The following is a 26,041-nucleotide window of genomic DNA, read 5'->3' as shown; positions in this document are numbered from 1 at the left end:
AAACAAAAGATCGCAGCCTCGTTTCACTCGACAGCTCCTACAGGCAATCGTGTTACTTAGTCACCAACCCATCCGCCCGGAACATCCCGCGAATCCCGCGCACGGCCTGACGAATCCGGTCCTGGTTTTCGATCAGGGCAAAACGCACGTGATCATCGCCGTATTCACCAAACCCGACGCCCGGCGAGACACACACCTTGGCTTCGGCCAGCAGCTTCTTGGCGAACTCCAGCGAGCCCAGGTGCGCATAGGCCTCGGGAATCTTCGCCCAGACGTACATCGAGGCTTTCGGGTTTTCCACCATCCAGCCCAGTTCATGCAGGCCCTTGACCAGCACGTTGCGCCGCTGCCGATACTGCTCGGCGATGTCGCGCACGCATTGCTGGTCGCCTTCAAGCGCAGCGATGGCCGCTACCTGCAGCGGGGTGAAGGTGCCGTAGTCGTGGTAGCTCTTGATCCGCGCCAGGGCGTTGACCAGTTCCGGGTTGCCGACCATGAAGCCAATGCGCCAGCCGGCCATGTTGTAGCTCTTGGACAGGGTGAAAAACTCCACCGCAATGTCCTTGGCACCGGGCACCTGCATGATCGACGGGGCTTTCCAGCCGTCGTAGACGATGTCGGCGTAGGCCAGGTCGTGCACCACCAGCACGTCGTACTGCTTGGCGAGGGCAATGACGCGCTCGAAGAAATCCAGCTCCACGCACTGGGCGGTGGGGTTGGACGGGAAACCGAGGATCATCATCTTCGGCTTGGGGATCGAACCGCGAATCGCCCGCTCCAGTTCAGCGAAGAAATCCACGCCCGGCACCAGCGGCACCGACCGCACCTGGGCGCCGGCAATCACCGCGCCGTAGATGTGAATCGGGTAGCTCGGGTTCGGCACCAGCACGGTGTCGCCCTGGTCGAGAGTGGCCAGCATCAGGTGCGCCAGGCCTTCCTTGGAACCGATGGTGACGATGGCTTCGCTTTCCGGGTCGATGTCGACCTCGTAGCGGTCCTTGTACCAGTTGGAAATCGCCCGGCGCAGGCGCGGAATGCCCTTGGAGGTGGAGTAACCGTGGGTGTCTTCGCGCTGAGCGACCTGCACAAGTTTTTCGACGATGTGCGGCGGCGTGGCGCCGTCGGGGTTGCCCATGCTCAAGTCGATGATGTCTTCGCCACGACGACGGGCGGCCATCTTCAGCTCGGCGGTGATGTTGAAAACGTAAGGGGGGAGTCGATCTATGCGCGCAAAGCGGCGCGGCGAACCTTGTTCGGCCATTGTTGCCTCGGATAACGTAAGCGCCCGGAACCGTCCGAGCGACGCTGGTCACTGCGGTGACCTGTGGCGGAATGTAAGGGTAGCTGTGGCAGACTGTCCAGCCTCAATGTAAACAAATTTGTCCGAGGGAAAGGGTTCAATGGAATTTACCAGCGGCTTCTTGCTGAGCCTCTCGCTGTGCCTGGATATCGGCGTGGCCAACATCGCGATGATCACCCTGGCCATGCAGCGCGGCTATTTCCAGGGCTTTGCCCTGGGGCTGGGGACCTGTGTCGGCGACCTGATCTACGCGGTACTGGCACTGGCCGGCATGACCGTGTTGCTGCAATACGAAAGCGTGCGCTGGGTGTTGTGGATCGGTGGCTCGGCGCTGCTGGTGTACTTCGCGGCGAAGATGATCTATTCGGCGATTCACCACGAGGCGCTGCTGGCCGAGACGGCGGAGGTCGGGAACAACTCCCACCGCAAGGAATTCTTGCGCGGGATCTTTCTCGCCATGTCTTCGCCTAGCGCCATTCTGTGGTTCGCCGCGGTGGGCGGCACCCTGATCGCCCGTTCCGGTGGCGGTGGCCCGCTCAGTTCGGCACTGTTTCTCGGCGGTTTCCTCTGTGCCGGGCTGCTCTGGTCGGCAGGCCTGTGCTTCGCCGCGAGCCATGGCGGCAAGTTGCTGGGCGACAAGCTGCTGCGTTATTCCTATATGGCATCGGCGGCGATCTTCTGCTATTTCGCGGTCTACGTGATCCTATCGGGTTACAACGAGTTCGTTGGCGTCGCTGCCGTCGAGCAATTGCACGCACTGTAATTGGGCGAATCGAGTTTGGCTTCTATACTTCCAGCCGAACCCATTTTTATGCGTCAGGAGTCGAGTCATGGATGAGTTAGCACGCGTCGAACTGACGCAACCGCGCTTCGAACACGGGCACTTCCTGCTGATTGCAGGGCTGGGCGGACAATTTACCCAGCAAACCACCCAAGGCATTCCCAAGCTCTGGGAAAAACTCGAGCCCCACATTGGGAACATTCCGGGCCAAAAAGGCGAAGTCACCTATGGTGTCTGCTGCAATTTCGACGGCAAGGGCGGCTTCGATTACATCGCTGGCGTCGAGATCAGCAAGCTCGACGACTTGCCGGAAACCTACCGTTGGGTAGAGGTTCAGCCTCAGCTGTACGCGGTGTTCGAGCACAAGGGTCCGCTGGATACTTTGCCGCAACTGTTTCAGTACATTTTCGGCACCTGGCAGCCGCAGTCGGGGCATGAGGTGTTGGATGCGCCGGAGCTGGAACGCTACAGCGAAGACTTCAACCCGAAGCTCAACACCGGCAAGCTGGAGATCTGGATTCCGATCAAAGCGTGAGAGGTGTGTCGGGAGGCGGATCAGCCGATTCGTCTCTCGATGTCCCATCGCGGCTGATTTATCATCCCCAGCCTTTCCCACGCTGATTCCGAGCTGCCATGAACACCGTCATCCGCAACGTCACCCCCGCCGATCTGGACCGCTGCTTTGCCATCGAAACCCTTGCCTATGAAGGTGACGAAGCCGCGACCCGCGAGAAGATCGCCACTCGCATCGCCACTTGGCCTGAGGGTTTTATCGTCGCGCAAATGGACGGGGTTGTAGCCGGATTCATCAATTCCGGTGCGGCGTTCCAGGTGGAAATGTCGGACGAGGCGTTCAAGGAACTGATCGGCCACGACCCGGCCGGACCGCACGTGGTGATCATGTCGGTGGTGGTGCACCCGGATTATCAGAGGCAAGGCCTGGCCAAGCGCCTGATGGGCGAGTTCATCGAGCGCATGCGTGCAATGGGCAAGGTCACTATCAACCTGATGTGCAAGGAGCGGCATATTCCGTTGTATGCCGGATTCGGCTTTGCCTATATCAAGCCTTCGGCGTCCGACCATGGCGGCATGGCGTGGCATGAGATGATTTTGGAGCTGTAAGACTGTTGGAGATCCCCTGTGGGAGCGGGCTTGCTCGCGAAGAGGCCGGTACATTCGACATCTCTATTGACTGATACACCGCTTTCGCGAGCAAGCCCGCTCCCACAGGGGCGCAGTTGTGTCAGCAATATCTGTAGCGACTATTGAGCAGTCAGAACACCAACCCCATCCGCCGCTCATACCCGATCCGGCCCTTGTACGCCTCGCCGCTGTCGACAAAGCCAAACCTGGCGTACAGGGCGATGGCGGCTTCGTTGTCGGCATCCACCGACAACTCCAGCCCCCTGATTTCCGGCCAGGCCAGGCACGCCGCCTCGGGCAGCGCCTGCAGGCAGGCCTTGCCGTAACCCTTGCCCTGGGCGCGTTGGTCGACTTGCAGGGCATGCAGCGTGGCGCTGTGCTCATCGGCCCAGGCCGGCAACACCGGCGGGCGCTTGAGCAGCAGGAAAGCGACAGGCACATCTTCGACCAGCAGGGCGAACCCCTTGACGCCGGGGCCGGGCCTGGACAACAAAGTGTGCAATGCGCCGTGGATGTCACCCGAGAACTTGATTTGCTCCGGATGCACTTCGATGGCCTCGACCTGTTGGCGCTGTAGCGTGTTCAGGCTTTCATAAGGCACGAGTCGGGCTGTCACTGGAGTGTCCTTTTTCCAACTGAAAATGAGTCTCGGATTCTAGCGAGTCTGGCGTTATGGATTATTTTTATTTCTTCTGTCGATTCACCGGATCGCCAGACGACTAAGGGTGTCTTCCAATAAAAACCACGGAGAACCACCATGAATGCGCAAACCCAGATCCAGAACCTGATCGAAACCTATCGTCAGGCCATGATGGCCAAGGACGTAGATAAAATCATGACCCTATATGCCGACGACATCGTCTCCTTCGACGCGGTCAAGGCCCTGCAATTCAAGGGCAAGGAGGCGTACCGCGCGCATTGGGAAGATTGCATGAAAATGTGCCCCGGCCCGCACATTTTCGAATTCCAGGACATCCGAATCGAGGCGTCCCAAGAGATCGCCTTCGCCCATTGGCTGGCCCATTGCGGCGGCACCAACGACAAGGGCGAAACCCAGGCCTGCTGGATGCGCGGCAGTGCGTGCTATCGCCAGGAAGACGGGTTGTGGCAGATCGTCCATGAGCACTGGTCGGCGCCGTTCGACATGATGAGCGGCACCGTCCTGTTCGATCTGAAACCCTGATCGATGTTTTTTGTCGGGATGCCGCGCCAAATGGTCAATCCACGGCCATAGTTGATCCGTTCGAATCAGGAGACGTTCATGAAGTATTTATGCCTGGTCTACAGCGATGAGCGGTTGCTGCATTCGCTGCCGGAAAGCCCGAAGGACGAAGAGTGCATGGCCTATGCCGAGTCGATCCAGGGCAGCGGCCGAATGGTCGCCGCCGAAGCACTGGAGTCGGTACAGACCGCCACCACGGTGCGCATGCGCAACGGCAAGATGTCGATCACCGACGGGCCATTCGCTGAAACCAAGGAGCAGTTGGCCGGCTTTTATCTGATCGATGCCAAGGACCTCAACGAAGCCATCCAGGTCGCCGGGAACATTCCGGCGGCCCGGGTCGGCAGTGTCGAAGTGCGCCCCGTTCGGCAGTTGAATCCTTAAGATGCCAGGGCTGCCGGTTCAGGCGCAGGTCGAGCGGGTCTATCGCGAAGAGTCGCGGCGCATTCTTGCGACCCTGATTCGCTTGCTGGGGGATTTCGACCTCGCCGAAGAGGCCTTGCACGAGGCGTTTTTCATCGCGGTCGAACGCTGGCAGCGTGACGGCGTGCCGGACAATCCGCGGGCCTGGCTGGTGTCCACCGGGCGCTTCAAGGCCATCGATGCCTTGCGCCGGCGCGCACGTTTTGCCGCGTCGCAGCCCTTGTTGATCGCGCAACTGGAGGCGCTGGAACAGGCCGACTGGAGTGATGAAGACGTGGAAGACGATCGCCTGCGGCTGATCTTCACTTGCTGCCACCCGGCCCTGGCGGCGGACGCGCAAGTGCCGCTGACATTGCGGGAAGTCTGCGACCTGACCACGGAAGAAATCGCCCGGGCCTTTCTCTCGGCCCCGGCCACCATCGCCCAGCGCATCGTACGTGCCAAGGCGAAAATCCGCGATGCGAAAATCCCTTATCAAGTGCCGACACGCGCTGAGTTGCCCGAGCGCCTGGACAGCGTATTGCGGGTGATTTACCTGGTGTTCAACGAGGGCTACTCGGCGTCCATCGGGACAGAATTGATCCGCGAGGATTTGACCCGCGAAGCGATCCGTCTCGGCCGGTTGCTGGTGGAGCTGCTGCCGGAGCCAGAGGTGATGGGCTTGCTGGCGCTGATGCTGCTGCACGAGTCGCGCCGCCCGGCCAGGACCTCGGCGAGCGGCGAGCTGATTGTGCTGGACGAACAGGACCGTTCGCTGTGGGACGCCGGGTTGATCAGCGAAGGCTGCACGCTGGTCGAGCGGGCGCTGACCATGGGACGATTCGGACCCTATTGCCTGCAAGCGGCGATCGCGGCGGTGCACGCCGAAGCCCCGACGGCGGGGGAAACCGATTGGCCGCAGATTGTCGGTCTGTATGACGTCCTGCTGCGGGCGGTGCCGTCGCCGGTGATCGAGTTGAATCGTGCGGCGGCGATTTCGCAACGGGATGGACCGCTGGCGGGGCTGACGTTGGTCGACGCGATTCTGGAGCGGGGAGAACTGCTCGACTACCACCTGGCGTATTCGGCGCGGGCGGAGTTCTGTCGGCAACTGGGCCGCAAACAAGAGGCGCGTGTGGCGTGGGAACGGGCGCTGGCGTTGACCCGGCAAGAGCCGGAGCGGCGGTTTATTGAAGAGCGGCTCAGGGCGTTGGAGTGATGCGGCCGGTCTGGCCTCATCGCGAGCAAGCTCGCTCCCACAGGGATTGATGGCGTACTCGAAACTGTGCGAGCTTGCTCGCGATAAGGGCCGAAGGACCTTCACTCCAGCATCTTGCCCAGCAACCAGCTCCCCGCCGGCCCCGGCGGATTCAAGCGCGACCACAACGCATCCACCGACACCGTTTTCGGCCAGCCGCGCACTACCAGTTCCCGCAACGTGTCGGGCCCGAACCGCTCGACCAGCCAACGGGGCAACGGCGCCCAGCCGAATCCGCCCTGGGCCATTTCCAGCAGCATCAGATAACTCGGCGCCGACCAGACGCGGCCCTTCGCCCGACTTTCATAGGGATTGATGATGGTGGCCAGACGCAGCTCGCGGTGTTGCTGCAGTACGTCCCGGTCGACGTGGTCCAGCGTCGCCAACGGGTGTGTCGGGGACACGAACAAGGCGATTTCCGTGCGCTCGTCCACCGTCGAGCTGACCAGGTCCGGCGGGTAACTGTCCTGCATTTCGGCGAAGGCAATCTGCGCCCGGCCGCTTTGCACCAGGGACATCAGGTCATCGCATTCGGCGATCAGGCATTCGAGTTCCAGGTCCGGGTAACGCTGCTCGAAGGCACTGAGGGCGGCTTCGAAGCGGTCCGACTGATAGGTATCGGACAGCGCCACCGTCAACTTCGCTTCCACCCCTTGGGACAGTTGGCTGGCGGCTATTTCCAGGCGACTGGTGGCGGCCAGGATCTCTTCGGCCCGTTGCAGCATGACGTGCCCGGCCGGGGTCAGCCCAGGCTTGCGGCTGCTGCGGTCGAACAGGGTCAGGTTCAGGTCGATTTCCAGGCTGGCCACCGCCGCGCTGATGGTCGACTGACTGCGGCCCAACTTGCGCGCCGCGGCGGAAAACGAGCCTTGGGTCGCGGCTTCGACAAACGCCAGCAACACTTCGTGAGAGGCCATGAACTATCGCCTTGATCGATGGTTATTGGTTATGAAGTATCGGCGTGATGACAGATCATGGCAACCACAGTCACTCAAGGGAGTTCGGCCATGAGCGCCAACAAATCCATCACTGAACGTATTTTTCAAGCCATCGGCTTCGAACTGCTGGCCATCCTGATCTGTACCCCGTTGCTGGCCTGGATCATGAAGAAACCGATGCTGGAAATGGGCATGGTCACCATCCTCATCGCCGGCCTGGCCCTGGCCTGGAACGTGGTCTTCAACGGTCTGTTCGATCGGCTGCTCAAGCGCCTCGCCATCGCACACAACGCCTGGGTCCGCGTGGTGCATGCGCTGTTGTTCGAAGGCGGTCTGGTCGCCCTCGGCGTACCGCTGATCGCCTGGTGGCTGAATGTCAGCCTGTGGCAAGCGTTCCTGCTGGATATCGGCGTGTTGCTGTTCTTCCTGCCGTACACCTACGTCTACCACTGGGCGTATGACGTGGTTCGGGAGCGCATGCTGGTGACTCGCGAGGTTTGCTAAGTAGCGTTTTTGTGGCGAGGGCGCTTGCTCCTTCGCCACAGGGGTTAGCAGACGTTAATAATCCCGCTGCTTGCGAAACGCCCAGCGCCCGGCGATCACGGTAAAGGTCGCGACCAGTGCCACCAGGACCCAGAAACCCTGCGGATCATCGGCCAGCGGAATGCCGCCAACGTTCATGCCGAAGAAACCGGCGATGATGTTGATCGGCAGCGCCAGCACCGTCACCACTGTCAGGGTGAACAGCGTGCGGTTGGTCTGCTCGTTGATGTTGGCGGCGATCTCTTCCTGCAACAGCTTGATCCGCTCACCCAGCGCCGTGAGGTCGTTAATGATCAGTGCGAACTCCTCGGTGGATTTGCGCAACTCCTTCACGTCTTCCTTTTGCAGCCATTGCGGTGGCCGGTTGAGCAGTCGCAGCAACGAGCCCGGTTCCAGCGCCAGCAGCCGTTGCAATCGCACCAGCACCCGGCGATTGGCGCCCAGCTCGGCGCGGTTGGTCGACAGCCGCGAGGACAGCAATTCATCTTCGATCTGATCCACGCTCTGACTGGTCTTGCGCACGATCTGGGTCAGCACTTCACCTTGGTCGCGCAGCAAATGCACCAGCAACTCCAGCGGGGAGCGAAAGCACTCCCGGGCCTTCACCGACGAGCGCAATTTGTCCACCGAGTGCAGCGGTTGCAGGCGTGCGCTGATGATCAATTGGCTGCGGGCGCACACCCACAGGGTCGAGACATCCGACGAGACCATGTTGCTGAGGTTGAACACCACATCGTTGACCACCGCCAGCAACGCGGAGTCGACATGCTCGATTCGCGTCGAGCGCGAGCCTTCGTGCAGCGCTTCGAAAAATTCCTCGGGCAATTCCAGATGGCTTTTCATCCAGCGCTCGCACGCGGCGTGGGCGAGGTTCAGGTGCAGCCAGAGAAATTGCTCATCGCTTTCCGGTTGTTGCAGGTACTGCAAGGCCTCGGCGGAATTGATTTCCCGGCCGGCCTCACCGGGGCGAAAACTGAAACCGTAAAGCAGGCCGAACAGATCCGTATCGCGATGACTGTGATCGATGCTGTGGTTCATGAGGGCTCGCAAGGGGAGACGCCTGTCGCAGGTTTCGCAGGTTCACTTGAGCGGCATCATCGCAAGGCGGGATGACGTTTTTGTGACGGGAAAATAACGCAAACGATTGCTCTACCGGCGGTCGGGATGTTCTCAAGAAACGCTCTGGCTAGCCGATCACGCTTGGGTTGAGTTGCGCGCCGCAGGCCTAGGCCGGGACCGCAGACAGGGATGTCCGGACACTTTTCACGCCTTAACGGGCGTGCCTCATTCCTGTCATGAGTACCCTGCGATGCTTTTGCAAAAGTCCCTGAGAGCACAAATTCTCGCCCTGCTGAGCGGCAGCCTGCTGGCGATGCTGTTGATCGCCCTGGCGTGCTTTCACTTCCTGTCCAGCGGCGTGCAGAACTACGCCAATCTGATCGAAGGCCCGCTGCATACCTCGCAATTGATCGATGAAGCCAACCTGCAATTCAAGGTGCAGGTGCAGGAGTGGAAAAACGTCCTGCTGCGCGGCAAGCAATCGGCCGACCTGAGCAAGTACTGGGGGCAATTCGAGGACCGTCAGCGCGATGTGCAAAACATCCTCGGCGAACTGGCCGCGCAGAAGGGTATCGAGCCGCAACTCAAGAGCCGCATCGAGCGCTTGCGTGACGAACATCGCCAGTTGGGCGCGGCCTATCAGAAGGGCCGGGATGCGTTCGTGGCTGCCGGTGGTGACCCTGCGGCGGGCGACGCGGCGGTCAAGGGCGTGGACCGCGCGGCCAGTGATCAGATGAGTGAGCTGGTCAGCGAATTGCGCAAGCAGGGCGCCGAGCAATCGACACTGATCAGCGCCAGTGCCGATCGCACGGTGTTGCTGGGGCTGGTCGTGATGCTGGTTTCGGGGGTGCTGATCGGCCTGCTGAGCCTGTGGCTGGTCAACCGCAACCTGGTCGAGCCGATCCGCAAATTGATCGAATACGTGGCGCAGCTCAGCCAAGGGCGTATTGCCGAGCGAGTGGCCAGTACCCGTCAGGACGAGCTGGGCAAACTGGCGATGGCCGCCAACACCCTGCGCGATTTCCTCGCTGAAACCTTCAGCCGTTTGCAGCGCAGCGCGTCGGACCTGGACAGCGCCAGCGGTGAGTTGAATTCGATCGCCACCGTGATGGCCGGCGGTACCAATGAGCAGTTCAACCGCACCGATCAGGTGGCCACGGCGATGAACGAAATGTCCGCTACGGCACAGGAAGTCGCCCGTCATGCCGCCGAAGCGGCGCGGGCCGCCGACGATGCCGACCAGTCCGCCCAGCAGGGCGAAAAAGTCATGCAGGGCACCATCCACACCATCACCCAGATGCGCGGCGAAATCGCCAACACCGCCACGGTCATCCGCCAACTGGAAACCGACAGCGGGCGTATCGGCAAGGTCCTGGAAGTGATTCGCGGGATCGCCGAACAGACTAACCTGCTGGCACTCAACGCAGCCATCGAAGCGGCCCGTGCCGGTGAGGCTGGACGCGGATTCGCGGTGGTGGCCGATGAAGTGCGCAGCCTGGCCCAGCGCACGGCGGCGTCGATCATCGAGATCAACCAGATCATCCAGACCGTGCAGACCGGTGCAATCGAAGCGGCCCAGGCGATTGAAAGCGGTCAGTCGCGCAGCGAACAAAGCGTGCAGCAAGTGACGGAGGCCGGCGCCATGCTCGAACGCATCACCCTGGCCGTGGAAGCCATCCGCGACATGAACCGCCAGATCGCCACTGCCGCCGAAGAGCAGACCTCGGTGGCCGAAGACATCTCGCGCAACCTCACCGAGATCACCAGCATCGCCAGCACTAACCTGGACAACGTGCAGCGCACTGAAGCGGCCAGCACCAACCTGCACGGTTTGTCGGGGCGGTTGAATGAGGTGACGGCGCGCCTGAGCGCTTGATGAAAGGGACTGTGTACCGGGTTCCTTATCGAGTCGGTACACAGTCGGTCTCAAGTGCAGATATAGGGTGTCGATGACGGGTTGAACCTGAATCCACATTGGAAAAAAAACGCCATGGTCAGCACGTCGGCCTGATCAATCATCCAGACGCAGAAAAGCCGCACGATCCGAAAACCGTGCGGCTCTTTGTTGTGTGCATCAGACGTCTTTTTTGTTCTTCAGGACTTCGCCGGTGGTGGCGTTCAAATCCACGTCCCATTCAACGTTGCTGGCGTCACGCAGTTCGACTTCGTACTCGTAGATGGCAGAGTGTTTGTCCAGGTCGCTGTCGGTAATGGTGGCCCCCGGGTGCAGCTTCAACACGATCTGGTTCAACTCTTCCATAGGCTTGATCTTGCCCTCCTTCACCAGCTGAGGGATCTGGTCGACGGGAACGTCTTTGGCCTGGGCCAAACCAGCGGTGAGCGTCAGGGCGGCAGCGGTGAAGAGGGCAGTCAAAGTCTTCATGAGTTCTTTCCTTGGGATAGTTGTTCAAGTGGGATCAGGTTAGTCGTATCAACTTAATTCACCCTTAAAACTGAGCGTTCGATTGCTTCGTTTGTTCAATTCTGTGCCCGGATCAACTCGCATGCTTTGCCTTCAATCAATGGAGGTGGCGATGAAAACTATCATTGCGGGGTTGTACGCACCGGTATTCTGGGGCGGATTCATCGGGGCAGGGGTGTGGCTGATCGGTGTCGGTGGCCTGTCGACGCTGTGGTTGATGCTGCTGTTTATTGCAGCCTTGCTGGTGTCGTTCCTGGCTGAATGGGCACTGCCCTATGAGGCTTGCTGGAACCGCAGCGCCGGCGATCGTCGGCGGGACATCCTCCACGCACTCATCAACGAAACCTTGGGCGCCCTCGGGCTTTTGGCATTGCCGGCTCTGGTGGCGTTGCTGGCGATTGATGGTGCGTGGCCACGGGGCTGGCCGTTATGGCTGCAACTGGGGCTGGCGATTTTCGTGGCAGACGCCGGGGTCAGCCTGATGCACTACGCCAGTCATCGACTGCCCTGGCTGTGGCGATTGCACGCGGTCCATCACAGTGTGCAACGCCTGTATGGCTTCAACGGCTTGATGAAACATCCGCTGCATCAAATGCTGGAAGCCTCGGCGGGGCTGTTGCCGCTGCTGGTGCTTGGCATCCCTCAAGATATTGCAGCGCTGTTGGCGTTCGCCATGGCGATCCAGCTTTTGCTGCAGCATTCGAATGTCGACATGCGCCCCGGTCCCTGGCGCTGGATCTTTGCCTGGGCACCGATGCACCGCTTTCACCACATCAAGTACGGCAAAGCTGGCGACGTCAATTTCGCCTTGTTCTTCAACCTGTGGGACTGGCTGCTGGGGACCGGGTTTTACACGCAGGACTATCAGGTTCGCCAAGGCGATCTCGGGATCGGCAGTCGTCCGGATTTTCCTGTGGATTATGTGGCGCAGTTGCTCGACCCGTTTGAGTCGATAGCGCTGGCAGAAGAGCCGCTCGTACCGCCAGCGTTGCGTCGCTGAGTCAGTCCAGCAGATGCAGGTCGAGATGCCGCAAGGCTTGGCGGGCGGTCACGCCAAAGAGTTTTTTCAGGCTGCGGGAAAAGTGCGCCGAGTCGGCAAACCCGGCCGCATGGGCCGACAGCGTCACGGCTTCGCCCGCGAGGATCAATTCCATCGCCAGACGCAGGCGGCGCCACAGCACCAGCCTGCGCACCGGCAAGCCGACCTGGCTGACGAACAGTCGCTGTAGCTGGCTCATGGATAGATGAGCGGTGTCGGCTACCGCGCGCGCGGCCACTTTGTTTGCCAGGGATATATCGATGGCAGCGATGGCGCGTTCGATCCGTGGGTCGGTCGGTGCGCGTCGCGAACAGTTGCGCACCGCCTGATCGAGACCTTGCAGAGACTGCTCGGCGTCCGACATTGCCTGGCTGAGTGTCGGCGCATCAAAGACCAGCGGCTCGGCATATAGCGTGAACAGCGGATCCGGCGCTTCGATAATGGCATGCCGAACGTGTGAAGGAATCAGCAGGCGAGTGGCGGTGACAGGCGTGCCGTCGAGCTCAACGGTCACCGGTTTGTCGGGTGCGAAGATCAATTGATGGGCGTAGTGAGAGTGGGGCGCGGTGCGCCCCGACCGACTGTGGATCAGGGCATAGTCACGTCCGAGCCACAGTTGGCCAGTCCACTCGTTACCTTGGGTCATTTAAAAACCGTTGTTCTTCAACACCTGATCGACACTCGCCGCCGGGCGTTTATAGAACTTCAACAACTCGCTGGCGCGATTGGTGAAGATGCCGTCGACTCCGGCGTCCATGACTTTCTGGTAGTCCACCGCATCGTCGATGGTGTAGACGTGCACCAGCAGGCCCTGGTCGTGGGTGTACTGGTTCATCCAGGGTTGTACCAGATCCGAGTAACTCTGGTCGCCACCCTGGGTCAGTGCGGCGGACGGGCCGGTGCCGATGGCGCCTTGGGCCTTGGCGTAGTCGACCCATTGCTGGAATTCGGCCTTGTCCTTCGGTTGCTGTTTGGCGTAGTAAGCGGCTTTATCCTTTTCGCCGGACTCGGCAAATGTCACCTTGGACTTGGGCTCGATACTGCCTTCACCGACCCACAACAGCAGGATCTTCGGCACCTTCGGCATCTCTTTTTGCAGCAGTTCGAGGCTGCTCTTCTCGAAGGTCTGCAGGACCACCTTGCCTTTGCCCTGGCCGACTCCCAGCTCGCTTTTTGCCAGTTTCGAAGCGGTCGGGCTCAGCCAGCCCCGGTCCTGAAGTTTTTCCTTGAGGTCGTGTTCGATGCCGGGGAACTGCTTGGGCTCCTTGGTCTCGATGTACAGGCCGGGCTTGTGCAGGCTGTTGCCCTCGGCGATGTCGATGATTTCATCAAGGGTCAGAATCTTCAGGCCCGCGAAGGCGGGACGCGCGCGATCGGGGTACGCGGCGTTGAACCAGCTGCCCGCGTCCAGGGTTTTCAGTTCGGCCATGGTGAAAGCATTGGCCAGGCTGTCCTTGCGCTCGGGGAATTTGCTGGCGACGTCGGTGGTGCGTTGCAGATTGTTGTCGTGCAGGGCAAACAGCACGCCATCCTTGCTGCGCTGCAGATCCAGTTCCAGGTAGTCGGCGCCCAGATCGCGGGCAGTCTTGTAGGCGGCGGCGGTGGATTCCGGCGCATCGAACGACGCGCCACGGTGGGCGATCACCGCTGGATGCGGAATGCCCAAACGGGTCGCCAGTGCTGAGGGGCCGGGTTCGCTGGCGGCCTGTGCGTGGCCGAGGGCGAGCAACAGGCTCAGTAACAGGGCGCTTTTGGTAAAGGTTGCGGGCATGGTCGAGATCCTTTCGCAATAAGTGAGCGGTCCCTTTTAACAATTCATCTTTGCAGGCGCTATCGCCAGACCGACATAAACCTGTCGAAAGCTGATTTTCGTCAGCGTTTTTGTGCGCCCGTTTGCAGTACGCTGGGGCCCTGCAATTTCCCCGGCAGAGGGAAACGCAGGCCCTGCGTGCAAACCAATGATCACCATTGCGGGGTTTACCATGCGCATCACTTCCCAGCTCATCTGTCAGGCTGCCGACCAACTCAAAGGCTTCGTCGGCCTCAACCGCAAGACCGGGCACTACATCGTTCGCTTCAGCGAAGACTCGTTTGGCATGGACGTGGCGGACGACGGCATCATCCCGACCAGCGAATTCGTCTGGGCCGCGGGGCCCGAGCAGACCATGATGCTCAAGCGCGAATTGATTCAGTTGCTGCTGGACCAGAACATCGATGACCGGATCAACATCACCGAGCCGTTGCGGGTGTACATGAACCGGCGGGAAGTGCCGGAGATTTCGGCGGTTCGCAGTTTGGTTCGGGGCTGAGTTTTTGTACTGACTGTTCTGGCCTCTTCGCGGGCAAGCCCGCTCCCACAGGGTATGTGGGTGTACGCAAGATATGTTCCCGACACAAAAACCTGTGGGAGCGGGCTTGCCCGCGAAGGCGGCCTCAAGAACACCGCATCAATTACAGGCTGAACCCATAAGCCCGCTCAACCCGGCACACCCGCGTATGACATCGCGCATACCAGGTCGAGCGCCCACGCTCGCGAATGGCCGCATGCTCAGGATGATGCTTCCACGCCAGAATCGCCGCTTCACTGGCCCAGTACGACACCGTAATCCCAAGCCCATCCTCGCCCCGAGCCGATTCCACACCGAGAAACCCCGGCTGTTCACGGGCCAGTTCCAGCATCCGTGCGGCCGCTTCGGCGTAACCCAAGTCACCCTCGGTGCGCAGCGAGGTGAAGATCACCGCGTAATAAGGCGCGGCTGGCGTATCGGCGATCATGACGAGCGCCCCGCACAGGCTTCGACAAAGGCGCCAACCAACGGCGGCAAGACGCCCTTGAGCGCGGCCCGCTCGGGCTGGAACAAGGTCGCGACAAAAAACGGATGAGCGCTGAGTTCGATCGCCCGCAGTCCGTGTTCCGAATCGTGGCCGACCGCGTGAAGCTCGCTCTTGAGCAACTCCCCCTCGAATTGCGGGTTCACACCATAACGACAGCGATAGCCTTCACGAATCTCGGTGCTTTCGTACGCCTCGGCGATCATCGAACCCTCAAGCAAATCAATCGTATCGACTGCTTCCACCAGCGCGCATGACAGCGGCGTCAGCAGCGCACGTGCTGCATCGGGATTTGTTTCACCGTGTTCGGCATCCGACCAGCCCAGTACGTTGCGCGCATATTCCAGTACCGCGTGTTGAAAACCACCGCAGGTGCCGAGGAAAGGTCGCCGTTGTTCGCGGGCAAAGCGAATCGCCAGCAACGCACCGTCCATGCTCCGGTAAGGGGTGGCCGGCACACACCAGAACCCGTCGAATGTGTGCAACGGTGTCTCGGCGTGGATTTCATCGGTGGCCAGCCATTGCCATTGCACGTTCAAGCCACTGTGTTCAACGGCCTTTTCGAGGGCGACAGGAATGGCCTGGTGGGCGGTGACTTGTGGGTCGTAGTCGCCGATCAGGGCGATGCGAATCGGGCGGGTTTCCATGTGGGGCCTCTGCACTTGTTGATTGCTGGTGCCCACTATAGATTGGCGTACACGCACTCAATATTGGCGTTTATCCAAGTGATCAATGCAGCTACGCACTATCGACTGGACTACCCGGACCTGGCCCTGATCCTCGCGCTGGTGCGCGGCGGCTCTCTGGCCCGGGCCGCGCAACTGCTGAAGGTGGATGTCTCGACGGTGTTTCGAGCGGTGCGCCGGCTGGAGGCGGCACTGGGTCAGCAACTGTTCGAAAAAAGCCGCGCCGGTTACCTGCCCACCACCCTGGCGCAGTCCCTGGCGGAACAGGCCGAACGCGCTGAGCAGGCACTGGAGGCGGCGCGCATTGGTGTGGAGCAGGGCGGTGAAGTGATCAGCGGCATCGTGCGGCTGACCTGTACCGATTCGGTCCTGCAAGGCTTGCTATTGCCGGCGCTGGCGCAGTTCATGCCGAACTATCCGGCGCTAACGCTTGAGCTCAGCACGTCCAATGATTTTGCCAACCTCAGCCGTCGGGATGCCGATATCGCCCTGCGCCTGACCCGCACGCCACCGGAGCATCTGGTGGGACGGCGGCTGGCGGACATTGCCTACCGCGTGTGTGCCAGCGAGCGATACCTGCAATCGGTCAATAGCACTGACCTGGCCGCATTGACCTGGATCGCCCCGGATGACTTCCTGCCTGATCACCCGACCGTTACCTGGCGTCGCCAAGCCTTGCCGGGCGTAACGCCGGGCTATCGCTGCAACAGCATGCTGTCGGTCACCGAACTGGTCAGGGCGGGGCTGGGTGTAGCGGCGTTGCCGGACTTCTTGATCGGCGACGGATTACAGCCGCTGAGCGAACCGCTGCACGGATACGACACCGCGCTGTGGCTGCTGACCCGTCCCGACTGCCGCGCCTTGCGCTCGGTGGTCACCTTGTTCGATGAGTTGGGGCGGGCGCTGAAACTGCCGTGAAACCGTTTCAGGTTCTTGGCTGAAACTCACTATAGCTTCAGCGCCAGTTTCATTCTGAAACACATCACGCCATTCAAATCAGAGCCATCAATCCTTCGACACCGCCGTCGACCTTGTCATTTATTGCAACTGATAGCAGGCCAGAAACATGTCCAGCGCGGACTCGGCCACCTGGTGTTGTTCTTCAGGTGACAAGCCTGGCTTACCCATGGAAATCTGCGGCCAGAAGGCAAACGACTTGAGCAGCCCCTGCACCTGTTGCGCAGCAAAATCAGGGGCAGTGGCTTTCAATCGACCATCGGCCTGAGCGGCACGAATCCATACCGTCAGCCCCTCTTCGCGTTCGCCCATTCGCGCCACCATATCCTGCGCCCGCTCCGGGGAATGAATCGTCGCCGCTATCGCCACCCGCGCCAGGTCGAGAAAATTGTCATCGCCCAACATTTGCAGCTTGGCCATCAGCAATCCGCGCAATTGCTCGCGCAGCGGCAGGTCGGGACGGTAGGCCGTTTCCTGTTCTTCCGTTACCCGGATCCATAATTGATTGAGGATCTCGGCGAACAACTCTTCCTTGCTGGGAAAGTGGTTGTACACCGTGCGCTTCGACACACCGGCAGTGGCAGCAATTTTGTCCATGCTGGTGATCTCGAAACCGTTGTCACGGAATTCGTTGATCGCGGCTTGAATGATCGCTTGGCGTTTTCGGTCGGTGAGGCGCTGTGGAGCTGTCATAAGTACGCTTCGGCAGGAAGAGAGGGGAAATTACACTCGGTAGTTTACTTGTCATCGACTTTGATGCAACCTAGAAACTACACTGTGCAGTGTAATGTTTTGTTAACCCTGCCCAGCAAAAATAGAAAGTCCGGCTGATGCGTGCGTGCCTTGGCCATTTATCGTCCCAAAGCGGAAAGTCGCGTGATGCGCGGTTTTTCTGGAGTCATTCAGTCATGGCCAATTCAAACTCCCCGGCGGACAACGCCTCCACACCTGAAGCGTCCCGACAGGCTCAAGGGCAGTATCAAAACTTCACGCCGGTTCAGCGTTTAAGCTTTGGCAAAACCATGGGCGTCCTGTGGAACGTGCTGTTCCACAAGCCGCAAAACACCCGCCCGAGCGCGCCCGTCCCGGTGCAAGCCCTGACTCAAGCCGCTCTGATTGCCGCGCCGAACCACAGCGTCTATCGCCTGGGGCACTCCACGGTGTTGCTCAAGCTGCGCGACAAATTCTGGATCACCGACCCGGTCTTCGCCGAACGTGCCTCGCCGGTGCAATGGGCCGGCCCCAAGCGTTTCCACCAGCCACCGATCAGCCTGGAACAATTGCCACCGATTGAAGCGGTGATCCTGTCCCACGACCACTATGACCACCTGGATCATGCGGCCGTGCTCAAGCTCGCGGACAAGACCAAACACTTCCTTACCCCGTTGGGCGTAGGCGACACCCTGATCAAGTGGGGTATCGACGCCAGCAAAGTCCGCCAACTGGATTGGTGGCAAGGCACGGAAGTCGATGGCATCCAGTTCATCGCCACCCCGTCGCAGCACTTTTCCGGCCGTGGCCTGTTCGACAGCAACAGCACCCTCTGGGCCTCGTGGGTGATGGTCGACGGCGACACACGCATTTTCTTCAGCGGCGACAGCGGCTACTTCGACGGCTTCAAACGCATCGGCGAACAGTACGGTCCATTCGACCTGACCCTGATGGAAACCGGTGCCTACAACGTCGACTGGCCGCACGTGCACATGCAACCCGAACAAACCCTGCAAGCCCACCTCGACCTCAAGGGCCGCTGGCTACTGCCGATCCACAACGGCACCTTCGACCTGTCGATGCACGCCTGGTACGAACCCTTCGACCGCATCCTGGCCCTGGCCTGGGAACGCAACGTATCGATCACCACACCGCAGATGGGAGAAGCGTTCAACTTGATGCATCCGCAGCGCGGTGGGGCGTGGTGGCTGGCGGTGGAAGGGGAGAGTGATCGGGTGGTGGTGCAGAACGCGTAAGCTGCTGAGGCAGGGCCACTTGCCATGAAGTGGCCCTCATATATCCCTCACTCCACCATCGCAAAATCCGCCCGCCCAACCGGATTCGGCGTCGACCCTTTCACATTCATCCCTCGACCCGGCGCAAACCCCGGGAAGAACACCAGCCCCTCCGATTCGAACCGATAGGCCAACGCCAGGCGCGTGACATCCAGCACCTCCTGGCGTGCCTCGAAGCGTTGAATGGCATCCACCGAGACCCGGGATTCCCGCGACAGCTCTTGCACGCTCCAGCCCAGCATCGCTCGGGCCTGGGCGCAGTGGGCCGGGGTGAATTGGAAGAGGGCGATACGTTCCAGGGTGATTTTCATCGCTTGAGAGGCCATGGTGTTCTCCGGGCTCGAGAGTGTTGGTCAAAATATACTGTGTTTTTGTACAGTTGTTTTGAGCCCGGATCAAATGCATTTTTTGATTTTTCTTTTCAGACAGACGAACGGCACTGCGCTTATTTGCCCGCCAACCCCGGCGCTTCGCGCACAATAAAGTGATCCAGGTTTTCAATGTTGGCGCTGAACACCCCGAACGTCTGCTCGGGGTTTTTCTTGCTCGGCACCTGCTTCAACTCGGGCGTCACGCCATAAAAGAAGCAGTACAACTCCCGCCCGCTCTCGATGGCGTGCTTGATCTCCTCCAGGAACGCCTTGCGCTTGCGGTAGCTGTCGATCAGCTTTTTGCTCAGGTAGACATTGACCGAGTAAGGCTTTTTCTCGAACCAGACCTTCTTCTCGAAATCGATGCGAAAGCTCTGGGTGTAGTCCTTGATCTCCTTGACCTTACCCCAGTAAATCAGCCCCTTGTTGTCTTGCAGATACTCGATCTTCTTGAAAAACGACCCGTAAGGCGCGGTGTGCTCGCCAATCTTCAGCGGCACGCGCTTGAGCAAATCCTTGTCGTCGAAGTTCGACACGAAACACTCCACCGGATGGGCGAAGACGCTGGTCTTGTCCGGGGCCGATTCCCTGCTCGGTTGCTCGACATTACTAGCCGCCTTAGGCGCCAATGGCTCATCCCGAACCACATCGGCAATCACCACCGGACTGGACGGCTTACGCACATATTCACGCCGAGTCAGTAACAATTCCGACGGGAAATTTTCCTCGCGACTGTCATCCGTTTCCGCCTCATCCACACCCGACGCCGGCGTCTTCAAGCTGACATAAGGGCAGCCCTCGACATGCCGCGTACTCGGCAGGTTCTTGAAGTGCGGCGTGCGCACGTAATTCACATTATTGGCGTTGAACGTGCCCAGCTCATTGGCCGCATCGAAAGCCAGGCGACAGGCATCGTTGGGGCACTGGAAGTGTTCCCTGGCGGAGTCGAAATCCATCGTCTCGTCGAAATTCAGATCGCGCACGTCGTAGATCGACAACTTGTCGTTGAGGCTGAGGCAGTAGGCGAGGTCGAATTTCATGTCGGGTTCCAAGTCCTTTAGATGAACAGCTTCCAGTGATGGCGCATTCGAAGCAATAGCTACACTCAGATCACTTCGATATCGCCGAGTCTGCTCAGTCCATCAAAGAGGGCGGTTCATGAGCCATTCAGATGCTTCGCCCCCTCTCCCGGAGCCGGGCCGGATAGCCCGTCGCGATGAACAGACCGGTTGGCGCCGCTGGTTACCGGGGCTGGGCATGCTGCGCGAATACCAACCGGCGTGGTTGCGTTACGACATCGTGGCCGGCCTGGTGCTGACCACGATGCTGGTGCCCGTCGGTATCGCCTATGCGGTGGCTTCGGGCGTGCCGGGCATCTATGGCCTCTACGCGACCATCGTTCCGCTGCTGTTCTATGCCTTGTTCGGCCCCAGCCGAATTCTGGTGATGGGGCCGGACTCCTCCCTGGTGGCGGTCATCCTTGCCGTGATCATTCCACTCTCCGGCGGCGACCCGCAGCGTGCCGTCGCCCTGGCGGGGATGATGGCGATCGTCTCGGGAGCGGTGTGTATCCTGGCCGGTATCGCGCGCCTGGGTTTCATCACCGAACTGCTGTCCAAACCGATCCGCTACGGCTACATGAACGGCATCGCACTGACCGTATTGATCAGCCAATTGCCCAAACTGTTCGGTTTTTCGATTGAGTCCGAGGGTCCATTGAGAAACATAGGGGCCATCGCCTCGGCGGTGATGGAGGGAAAGGTCAACTGGACCACCTTCACGGTGGGCGGGCTCACCCTGGCGGTGATCCTGCTACTCAAAAGATGGCCGCGACTGCCGGGCATCCTGATCGCCGTGGTAGGCGCGACAGTCGCCGTGGGTGTGCTCGACCTTGCGACACGCTCCGGTGTGTCGGTCCTCGGTTCGCTCCCCCAAGGCTTGCCCGGTTTCGCCATCCCCTGGATCACCAGCGCCGATATCGTCCCTGTGGTGATCGGCGGGTGCGCTGTCGCACTCGTCTCGTTCGCCGACACCAGCGTGCTCTCCCGTGTCTATGCGGCGCGGACCCGAACCTACGTCAACCCGAACCAGGAAATGGTGGGCCTCGGCATTGCCAACCTGGCGGCCGGTTTTTTCCAAGGCTTCCCGATAAGCAGCAGCTCGTCACGTACGCCCGTGGCCGAGGCCGCCGGCGCCAAAACCCAACTGACCGGCGTCGTCGGCGCACTGGCAGTTGCGTTGCTGCTGATGGTGGCACCGGACCTGCTGCAACATTTACCGTCCAGCGCGCTGGCGGCAGTCGTGATCGCCTCGGCCATTGGCCTGATCGAGATCGCCGACCTGCGCCGGATCTATCGCATCCAGCGCTGGGAATGCTGGCTGTCGATCGTCTGTACCGTCGGCGTGACCGTGTTCGGCGCGATCGAGGGCATCGGCCTGGCCATCGTGATTGCCGTCATTGAGTTCCTTTGGGATGGCTGGCGCCCTTACTCCGCGGTATTGGGGCGCGCCGATGGGGTCAAGGGCTACCACGACATCAAACGCTACCCCGACGCGCGGCTGATACCCGGCCTGGTCCTGTTTCGCTGGGATGCACCCTTGTTTTTCGCCAACGCCGAACTGTTCAGCGACCGAGTGCTGGACGCCGTGGCGGCATCGCCCACGCCCGTGCGCTGGCTGGTGGTCGCCGCAGAACCGGTCACCAGCGTCGATATCACCTCCGCCGACATGCTGGCCGAACTGGACGACACTTTGCACGCCGCGGGTATCGAGTTGTGTATTGCCGAGATGAAGGACCCGGTGAAGGACAAGCTGAAGCGGTTCGGGTTGTTTGCGCGGTTGGGGGAGACGGCGTTTTTTCCTACGATTGGGACGGCTGTGGATAGCTATGTTGCGAAGTATTCGGTGGATTGGGTGAAAGGATAGGTGCTCCCGTCATTGGACAAGCCCCCATCGCCTGACTAGCGTTGTCTGGCAGATCGAATCGCCGCATGCCTCATGGGCAAGTGCCGGGCCAAGCGGACTGTCCAGCCGTCCAAGCCTTGATCGCCGTGAAACCCGAGAGGTCGAAATCGAGACTTCACAGCAAGGAGCGCACCATGCCGAACAACTGGCCCGCCGGGATTGAGCACGTTGTCGTGCTGATGATGGAAAACCGTTCGTTCGACCATTTGCTGGGGGATTACACAAGCATCAATCCCGCGTGTGACGGTATCAACCGCAAGGCGCCCAGCACCAACCCGCTGAAGCTGGCCAATGGCAATTCGACGGTGATCACCCAGGCATCGGAGTTTCCGGAGAACTACAGCCTGTGGGCGCCGCCGCCCCCTCTGCCTCCGGCGCTGCCGGCGGGTAACAGTGAGGGTTTCGACCTTGGCCACGAGTTCGTCAATGTAGAGAAACAACTGGGCGTCTCTTTCAAGACCAGCCCGGCCAACCCCACGCTCAACGGTTTTGCCCAGGACGCCTACGACAAGGCCCGCACCGACCTGAAGGTGTACAAAACCTGGTCGCAATCCATGGCCCAGCGGGCGATGAACTACATCCCGTTCGGCGCTACGCCAGCGAAGGATACGCTGCCGGCCATCCACGGATTGGCGCGTAACTTCACCGTGTGTGACCGCTGGTTTTCTTCGGTGCCAGGCCCGACCTGGCCGAACCGCTTTTTTGCCATGCTCGGCAGTTGCAATGGTCATCTGCTAATGCCCTCCACCGGTACGGTACTGGCCGGCATCAAAAGCCTGATCGCACAGTTCGGCGGCGAGAGCATTTTTTCGCTGCTGCGCAACAATGGTCACGATGCGCGCATTTATTCCGACGGCGCCGTTCCGCTGGCGGCGCTGGTCAAGGGTGGTTTGCAGCAGCTGAGCATCGACGATTTCAAGTCAGACGTCGCCGGTAACAAACTCCCCGAACTGTCCTGGATCGAGCCGAGCTACGGCCTGCTCAACGGTAAGCTCGGGCCAAACGTGTCCCATCATCCGCCTGAAGATTTGCGCTTTGGCGATCAATTTGTCGGTGAGGTGTTCAACGCCTTGTCGGCCAATACCGCTGTCTGGAACAAAACCCTGTTCGTGCTGCTGTACGACGAACATGGCGGTTTCCATGATCACGTGGTGCCGCCGACTTGCGTGGCGACCGGTTCAACGGTCGATGTCCCCTGGAAAAACCCCTTCACCCGCCTCGGCGTGCGTGTACCGGCGATCCTGGCTTCGCCGTGGCTCAAGCCGGGTTTGATCCCCTGGACGGGCGATGTCCAGGCGCAGCACTACGATCACACCAGTTTGTTGGCCTTTCTTTGCGATCATTTCAAATTGCCGCGTAGTGCCCTCGGCCCACGGGTGGTCGCCGCGCAGCACTTCGGCAATGCCCCCATCTGGCGTGCCGCGCCGAGCGTTACGGTTGCGCCGACATTTGCAGCCACCGTGGTGCCGAGTCGCGCCGGGTTGCCATTGATCGAGTCCGAACTGGCGACTCAAAGTCGGCAGGTGGTGGACAGCGCCACCGGTTACCTCGACGGTCTCGATCCAGAGCAGATCTGGAAAAGCAGCGCGCAATGGGTCAGCGGTTTTCTCGGCAACCGCAGCCGTGCCTTGGCTGATCCAGCGCAGGCCGTACTCACGCCTGCCGCACCCAGTGCGGACAGCCTGGAGGCAAAACTGCGGCGCCTGCAGGATTTGATGGTCACCGCCCAAGGGCAAACGGTGCCTTCAGTTGCGGCGCCGGCCAGCAAAGCCTTGGTCGAGCCGGGATCGGAGGTCGCGCCAACACGGCTGCGCGTCCTGTGCCTGCCCGGTGTCGGGTTCAGCCGGGCAACGGGCGGGCAGGGCGGTATCGATGCGAACTGGCAGGAACAATGGCGCACCTTGATCCGCACTCAACTGGCACAGAACGGCCGCCCCATCGATGACCAGGACATCGACTTTCTGTGCTTCGACGACCAACTCAAGGAGGGGCCTGATTTCGCCCAGATCACCCGAGGCCTGGCGATGCTGAGGGCCGATGCCAGGGGCAAGGCCGACGAGAACTTCGGCAGTTGGGGCTTGCCGGTCAACCAGATGTTGCGCACCACAGTGGGCGCCCTCGTGCAATGGATCGAAGACGCCGATTTGCGCACTGAGTTGACCCAACATCTGCTGGCGAAGATTGACGCATTCAATCCGCAAATCATCTTCGCCCAAGGCCTGGGCAGCCTGATCGGCTACGACGCCCTGCGCCGTTCGGTGGCGAAAAAGGGGGCGGCGCTCAAGCGCATCGACGGCCGGGTGTTCGTCAGTTTCGGCTCACCGATCGCACTGCCGCTGGTGATGCGCGAAGTGTGGGGCGGGCGGGTCCTGCGCCTGAGCGAAAACGGCCGAGGCATCCGTCGCTGGTTCCACCTCTACAACCCCAACGATGGCTTGCTGACCCGGCCGGTCACCTCGCCGGATTCCGCGCGAGTCGACCTGCAAACCGAATTCACCTTGCCATTGCGCGATGACCTGCTCGACCTCAATCACGCCGCCCAGGCCTACTTGTCGTCACCCACCAGCCAGACAGGCCTGTGGCCGCAACTGGCCCGCGACGTGGTGGCCGCACGCGCCCTGGAAGTGCCGGCGTTCCTGTCCCGCAGCGGCCAACGCAAACGCCGCGCCCTGGTGGTCGGCATCAACGATTACCTCGACCCGAGCGCACGCCTCGACGGCTGCATCAACGACACCTACCTGATCAGCCGCATGCTTCAGGAAAGCGGCTACGACGCCGGCGACATCCGTTTGCTGCACGACGCCCGAGCGACCCGGGCCAACTTCGTCGAGCGCCTCGAATGGCTGGTGGAAGGCGCCCGCGCCGGGGACGAGCGCGTGCTGTTCTACTCCGGCCACGGCACTCAATTGCCGGTCTACAGCAGCAGCGGCGAAGCCGACTGCATGGACGAAACCCTGGTGCTCCACGACTTCGACTGGGACGACGAAAGCACCCACTTCACCGACAAACTGTTCCGCCAGTTCTACAGCCACCTGCCATTCGACCCGGACGGCCACGGCGCCAAACTCACCGTCATGTTCGACTGCTGCTACGCCGGCGGCATGACCCGCGGCAATGGCCGAGTGCGCGGCATCACCCCACCCAGCGACATCCGCCACCGCATGCTGCGCTGGGACCCCTACGCCGGCGACTGGGACCGCCGCGTCTACGCCGTCGACACCGACCGCCGCGACTTCAGCGAACAAGACAACAAAACCCGCGGCCTCACCCGCACCCGCACCACCCAAGGCGCCGCCACCGGCCTGCGCCCCGAGAAAAAAGCTCAACTGCTGCGTCAGGGAAAACTCTACGGCCACCATGGGCCCTACATGCCCCTGATGCTCTACGCCGCGAGGGAGAACGAAAAAGCCAATGAGTATGAGGTGGGGTCGAACAGCTATGGGGCCTTCACATACGCCTTGGTTGAGCAACTGCGCAAATTGCATCAGGAGGATGCGACGTTGGGGTTTGATCAGTTGATTGAACGGGTGGGGAGTGTGTTGAGCGCCAGGTCGTTGGGGCAGACACCGGAGATTGTCGGGCCGAGTGGGGTTAGGGCGGCGGTGTGTCCTTGGCGGATTAGTGGGTTGGGGAGGTGAGGGGGCTGGCCTATCGAAAAGCTACGGCTTCGGCTAGTTTGGCTAACTCCATGGAGGTGCCAAATGACTGAGCGGGTAAAAGTGAACATGCGCGAAGCCAAATCACAGCTTTCCCAACTTGCCGAGCGTGCATGGAATGGTGACAACGTGGTGATCACCAAAAACGGTAAGCCTTACCTGGATCTGCTGCCCCATGTCGATACACCTCGGGCGCGAACGCCTGGACGGTTGAAGGGGGCAATTCGGATGTCTGCGGATTTTGACAAGACTCTCGATGATCTAATCGATGGACTTGAGGACCGTCTATGAGGTGCTTGCTGAATTGATGTTTCCCAAACCGACGCAGATCCCCTGTGGAGCGAGCTTGCTCGCAATTCGCAAGACTAACGCTGTAATTAAGCCAGGCACCAACCTTGTGGCGAGGAGGCTTGCCCCCGTTGGGCTGCGAAGCGGCCCCAAATGCTGAAACTTGGGAGCATC

At 60.7% G+C, this 26,041-nt stretch carries 27 protein-coding genes; 15 read left to right on the top strand and 12 right to left on the bottom strand.

Annotated features, from left to right (window positions below; genetic code table 11):
• Nucleotides 1-52 precede the first annotated feature (52 nt).
• Nucleotides 53-1,261, bottom strand: a complete 1,209-nt coding sequence (alaC, locus tag AC3IP0_RS22070; RefSeq protein WP_056725916.1) for an alanine transaminase — start codon at nucleotides 1,259-1,261, stop codon at nucleotides 53-55.
• A gap of 139 nt (nucleotides 1,262-1,400) precedes the next feature.
• Between alaC and AC3IP0_RS22065 the strand changes: the two genes are divergently transcribed.
• The 3 genes from AC3IP0_RS22065 (at nucleotide 1,401) to AC3IP0_RS22055 (ending at nucleotide 3,203) form a co-directional block, all read left to right on the top strand.
• A complete protein-coding gene (locus tag AC3IP0_RS22065) occupies nucleotides 1,401-2,063 on the top strand; it encodes a LysE family translocator (protein ID WP_150726656.1) in 663 nt (220 codons plus the stop codon).
• A 67-nt stretch (nucleotides 2,064-2,130) separates the two neighbouring features.
• Nucleotides 2,131-2,616: a GyrI-like domain-containing protein gene (locus AC3IP0_RS22060; RefSeq protein ID WP_489316998.1), complete on the top strand. Its 486-nt coding sequence runs from the start codon at nucleotides 2,131-2,133 to the stop codon at nucleotides 2,614-2,616.
• 98 nt (nucleotides 2,617-2,714) lie between these two features.
• A complete protein-coding gene (locus AC3IP0_RS22055) occupies nucleotides 2,715-3,203 on the top strand; it encodes a GNAT family N-acetyltransferase (RefSeq protein ID WP_489316997.1) in 489 nt (162 codons plus the stop codon).
• 151 nt (nucleotides 3,204-3,354) lie between these two features.
• Here AC3IP0_RS22055 and AC3IP0_RS22050 read toward each other — a convergent pair whose 3' ends face one another.
• The gene (locus AC3IP0_RS22050; protein WP_489316996.1) at nucleotides 3,355-3,840 is read right to left on the bottom strand and encodes a GNAT family N-acetyltransferase; all 486 of its coding nucleotides are present in this window, start codon (nucleotides 3,838-3,840) and stop codon (nucleotides 3,355-3,357) included.
• A 141-nt stretch (nucleotides 3,841-3,981) separates the two neighbouring features.
• Between AC3IP0_RS22050 and AC3IP0_RS22045 the strand changes: the two genes are divergently transcribed.
• The 3 genes from AC3IP0_RS22045 (at nucleotide 3,982) to AC3IP0_RS22035 (ending at nucleotide 6,067) form a co-directional block, all read left to right on the top strand.
• Complete coding sequence (locus tag AC3IP0_RS22045) at nucleotides 3,982-4,407, top strand: YybH family protein (protein ID WP_046042283.1); 426 nt, start codon at nucleotides 3,982-3,984, stop codon at nucleotides 4,405-4,407.
• Nucleotides 4,408-4,485: 78 nt separating this feature from the next.
• Nucleotides 4,486-4,830, top strand: a complete 345-nt coding sequence (locus tag AC3IP0_RS22040; RefSeq protein WP_057713581.1) for a YciI family protein — start codon at nucleotides 4,486-4,488, stop codon at nucleotides 4,828-4,830.
• Nucleotide 4,831: 1 nt separating this feature from the next.
• The gene (locus AC3IP0_RS22035) at nucleotides 4,832-6,067 is read left to right on the top strand and encodes an RNA polymerase sigma factor (protein WP_489316995.1); all 1,236 of its coding nucleotides are present in this window, start codon (nucleotides 4,832-4,834) and stop codon (nucleotides 6,065-6,067) included.
• Nucleotides 6,068-6,168: 101 nt separating this feature from the next.
• Here AC3IP0_RS22035 and AC3IP0_RS22030 read toward each other — a convergent pair whose 3' ends face one another.
• Nucleotides 6,169-7,023: a LysR family transcriptional regulator gene (locus tag AC3IP0_RS22030; RefSeq protein WP_489316994.1), complete on the bottom strand. Its 855-nt coding sequence runs from the start codon at nucleotides 7,021-7,023 to the stop codon at nucleotides 6,169-6,171.
• A gap of 90 nt (nucleotides 7,024-7,113) precedes the next feature.
• Between AC3IP0_RS22030 and AC3IP0_RS22025 the strand changes: the two genes are divergently transcribed.
• Nucleotides 7,114-7,548 (top strand): multidrug/biocide efflux PACE transporter, encoded by a 435-nt coding sequence (locus AC3IP0_RS22025; RefSeq protein ID WP_489316993.1) that lies wholly within the window; start codon nucleotides 7,114-7,116, stop codon nucleotides 7,546-7,548.
• 54 nt (nucleotides 7,549-7,602) lie between these two features.
• On the opposite strand, the gene AC3IP0_RS22020 is transcribed toward AC3IP0_RS22025, so the two are convergent.
• A complete protein-coding gene (locus tag AC3IP0_RS22020) occupies nucleotides 7,603-8,625 on the bottom strand; it encodes a transporter (RefSeq protein ID WP_489316992.1) in 1,023 nt (340 codons plus the stop codon).
• Nucleotides 8,626-8,896: 271 nt separating this feature from the next.
• Here AC3IP0_RS22020 and AC3IP0_RS22015 point away from each other — a divergent pair, with 271 nt between their 5' ends.
• Complete coding sequence (locus AC3IP0_RS22015; RefSeq protein WP_489325915.1) at nucleotides 8,897-10,522, top strand: methyl-accepting chemotaxis protein; 1,626 nt, start codon at nucleotides 8,897-8,899, stop codon at nucleotides 10,520-10,522.
• Between the two features lie 198 nt (nucleotides 10,523-10,720).
• Here AC3IP0_RS22015 and AC3IP0_RS22010 read toward each other — a convergent pair whose 3' ends face one another.
• Nucleotides 10,721-11,029, bottom strand: coding sequence for a PepSY domain-containing protein (locus AC3IP0_RS22010; protein WP_477778352.1), 309 nt, complete (start codon nucleotides 11,027-11,029; stop codon nucleotides 10,721-10,723).
• A 151-nt stretch (nucleotides 11,030-11,180) separates the two neighbouring features.
• On the opposite strand from AC3IP0_RS22010, the gene AC3IP0_RS22005 reads away from it, so the two are divergent.
• Nucleotides 11,181-12,068: a sterol desaturase family protein gene (locus tag AC3IP0_RS22005; protein WP_489316990.1), complete on the top strand. Its 888-nt coding sequence runs from the start codon at nucleotides 11,181-11,183 to the stop codon at nucleotides 12,066-12,068.
• A 1-nt stretch (nucleotide 12,069) separates the two neighbouring features.
• Here the strand turns inward: AC3IP0_RS22005 and AC3IP0_RS22000 are convergent, their stop codons facing one another.
• Both AC3IP0_RS22000 and AC3IP0_RS21995 read right to left on the bottom strand, forming a co-directional pair.
• The gene (locus tag AC3IP0_RS22000; protein ID WP_489316989.1) at nucleotides 12,070-12,753 is read right to left on the bottom strand and encodes a helix-turn-helix transcriptional regulator; all 684 of its coding nucleotides are present in this window, start codon (nucleotides 12,751-12,753) and stop codon (nucleotides 12,070-12,072) included.
• A complete protein-coding gene (locus AC3IP0_RS21995) occupies nucleotides 12,754-13,878 on the bottom strand; it encodes a glycerophosphodiester phosphodiesterase (protein WP_489325913.1) in 1,125 nt (374 codons plus the stop codon).
• A gap of 211 nt (nucleotides 13,879-14,089) precedes the next feature.
• Between AC3IP0_RS21995 and AC3IP0_RS21990 the strand changes: the two genes are divergently transcribed.
• A complete protein-coding gene (locus AC3IP0_RS21990) occupies nucleotides 14,090-14,416 on the top strand; it encodes a DUF2025 family protein (RefSeq protein ID WP_046042374.1) in 327 nt (108 codons plus the stop codon).
• A 142-nt stretch (nucleotides 14,417-14,558) separates the two neighbouring features.
• Here AC3IP0_RS21990 and AC3IP0_RS21985 read toward each other — a convergent pair whose 3' ends face one another.
• The gene (locus AC3IP0_RS21985) at nucleotides 14,559-14,882 is read right to left on the bottom strand and encodes an antibiotic biosynthesis monooxygenase family protein (RefSeq protein WP_489316987.1); all 324 of its coding nucleotides are present in this window, start codon (nucleotides 14,880-14,882) and stop codon (nucleotides 14,559-14,561) included.
• Nucleotides 14,879-15,586, bottom strand: a complete 708-nt coding sequence (locus AC3IP0_RS21980) for a CTP synthase C-terminal region-related (seleno)protein (protein ID WP_489316986.1) — start codon at nucleotides 15,584-15,586, stop codon at nucleotides 14,879-14,881. The genes AC3IP0_RS21985 and AC3IP0_RS21980 overlap by 4 nt, the downstream gene beginning before the upstream one ends.
• Nucleotides 15,587-15,601: 15 nt before the next feature.
• On the opposite strand from AC3IP0_RS21980, the gene AC3IP0_RS21975 reads away from it, so the two are divergent.
• The gene (locus AC3IP0_RS21975) at nucleotides 15,602-16,543 is read left to right on the top strand and encodes a LysR family transcriptional regulator (RefSeq protein WP_489325911.1); all 942 of its coding nucleotides are present in this window, start codon (nucleotides 15,602-15,604) and stop codon (nucleotides 16,541-16,543) included.
• Between the two features lie 120 nt (nucleotides 16,544-16,663).
• Here AC3IP0_RS21975 and AC3IP0_RS21970 read toward each other — a convergent pair whose 3' ends face one another.
• Nucleotides 16,664-17,275 carry a TetR/AcrR family transcriptional regulator gene (locus AC3IP0_RS21970; RefSeq protein WP_489316984.1) on the bottom strand — a complete coding sequence of 204 codons (612 nt, stop codon included), beginning with the start codon at nucleotides 17,273-17,275 and terminating at the stop codon, nucleotides 16,664-16,666.
• A 215-nt stretch (nucleotides 17,276-17,490) separates the two neighbouring features.
• Between AC3IP0_RS21970 and AC3IP0_RS21965 the strand changes: the two genes are divergently transcribed.
• Complete coding sequence (locus AC3IP0_RS21965) at nucleotides 17,491-18,549, top strand: MBL fold metallo-hydrolase (protein ID WP_489325909.1); 1,059 nt, start codon at nucleotides 17,491-17,493, stop codon at nucleotides 18,547-18,549.
• A 47-nt stretch (nucleotides 18,550-18,596) separates the two neighbouring features.
• Here the strand turns inward: AC3IP0_RS21965 and AC3IP0_RS21960 are convergent, their stop codons facing one another.
• Entirely contained in the window at nucleotides 18,597-18,914 is a 318-nt protein-coding gene (locus AC3IP0_RS21960; RefSeq protein ID WP_046042301.1) for a helix-turn-helix domain-containing protein, read from the bottom strand.
• A gap of 119 nt (nucleotides 18,915-19,033) precedes the next feature.
• Nucleotides 19,034-19,999 carry a hypothetical protein gene (locus AC3IP0_RS21955; protein ID WP_489325907.1) on the bottom strand — a complete coding sequence of 322 codons (966 nt, stop codon included), beginning with the start codon at nucleotides 19,997-19,999 and terminating at the stop codon, nucleotides 19,034-19,036.
• Nucleotides 20,000-20,117: 118 nt separating this feature from the next.
• On the opposite strand from AC3IP0_RS21955, the gene AC3IP0_RS21950 reads away from it, so the two are divergent.
• The 3 genes from AC3IP0_RS21950 (at nucleotide 20,118) to AC3IP0_RS21940 (ending at nucleotide 25,870) form a co-directional block, all read left to right on the top strand.
• Nucleotides 20,118-21,884, top strand: coding sequence for a SulP family inorganic anion transporter (locus AC3IP0_RS21950; protein WP_489325905.1), 1,767 nt, complete (start codon nucleotides 20,118-20,120; stop codon nucleotides 21,882-21,884).
• A 173-nt stretch (nucleotides 21,885-22,057) separates the two neighbouring features.
• On the top strand, nucleotides 22,058-25,561 hold the full coding sequence (locus AC3IP0_RS21945; RefSeq protein ID WP_489325903.1) for an alkaline phosphatase family protein: 3,504 nt from the start codon (nucleotides 22,058-22,060) through the stop codon (nucleotides 25,559-25,561).
• Between the two features lie 63 nt (nucleotides 25,562-25,624).
• Complete coding sequence (locus tag AC3IP0_RS21940) at nucleotides 25,625-25,870, top strand: type II toxin-antitoxin system Phd/YefM family antitoxin (RefSeq protein WP_489325901.1); 246 nt, start codon at nucleotides 25,625-25,627, stop codon at nucleotides 25,868-25,870.
• Nucleotides 25,871-26,041: the final 171 nt, after the last annotated feature.

Source organism: Pseudomonas sp. GL_103 (assembly GCF_057835175.1).
Note: the sequence above shows the minus strand (reverse complement) of the source record. Positions and strands in the feature narration are given on the sequence as shown.